We start from the raw sequence: 1,102 nt of genomic DNA, 5'->3' as shown, positions 1-1,102 counted from the left end.
AGGGATAGTTCCAACGCATCTTACTTAGTTGTACGTGTCGTTTTACTCAGATGGCTGGAGGGTTTGGTTTTATGGTTATCGAGTCCCAAGCAACCTCAAGATGCCATATTCGTCATGAATGAATACATCATCTTGAAGTGACTTGGGTTTTAACAGCTTAGCAGACTGAAAGGGGATAAATGTGATAACTCGTTGAAAATGGGAGGTTATGAGCGTTTGAGAGGGGGTGAAAGTGTTTGTTTGCTTGTTTTTTGAACGGCTTTTAGTTCCAGTTTAGCTGGTTTGTGCCCCGTTTTTTAGCGTCAGTGAGCATTTGCCCAAGGCGATCGAGCACATATTCTGGTGCGTCTGATTCCTTAAATGAAGTAGAGACGGCTGTCAGAGTAATGATGATGTTTTGCTCGCGGAACTTAAACGGCAGCTGACAGATATCGCGCTGAATATTTTTCATCAGTTCTAATGTGTATTCTTCACTTTGTTCTGGAATCAGCAGAATAAACTCTTCACCGCCAAAGCGAGCGACGGTTTCGGTATCAGACACGCGCTTATTGATGGCTCGAGCGATGATCTTCAGCGCTTTATCACCAGCGGTATAACCATAACTGTCGTTTACGGCTTTGAAGTTATCGACATCAAACAGTACCACTCGTAGATTTTGTTGAGAGCGAATCCAACGGCGGTATTCGAGCTCAAGACGATCGTTAAATGCTGTTCGGTTGTAAACCTTCGTGAGTGGATCAAGCAACATTCGCTGTGTCGGGTCGTCTAAGCGGCGGCGGTAATCTTGTGTGGTTTCAAACACCGCTTCAAGTTGGTTTTTGCTGTAGCTTAAACGCTCTTGTAGGGCCTGTTCTCTCTCTTCCGTCATCTTGAGGCGCTCGGTTAACGAGGCCATTTTGGCCAGTAATGGAGCGACTTCTTGTTTGAGTTCTGCTAAATCCTGTGCTTGGTCGAGAGATTGTTGGCTGAGCTCAACCAAACCATTCATTTCTGCATTCAGCTCTTGGCGATGCTCAAAATAAGTATGGTGTTGATCGACGTTTTGATGGACGGTTTTGAGGTTACTCGCCAGCGCTGAGTTTAACTGATCGAGAAATTGGCT

1 protein-coding gene is annotated in these 1,102 nt (G+C 45.2%); it reads right to left on the bottom strand.

Translation table 11 applies throughout. The features are described from left to right. Positions 1–262: 262 nt before the first annotated feature. The coding region (locus tag R8O70_RS25975; protein ID WP_318184557.1) for a diguanylate cyclase at positions 263–1,102 on the bottom strand (840 nt) is incomplete at its 5' end.

The organism is Vibrio sp. 779(2023) (assembly GCF_033344285.1).
GTDB lineage: Bacteria > Pseudomonadota > Gammaproteobacteria > Enterobacterales > Vibrionaceae > Vibrio > Vibrio alginolyticus.
The sequence above is the reverse complement of the archived record's forward strand: the minus strand, read 5'-3'. Positions and strand labels throughout refer to the sequence as shown.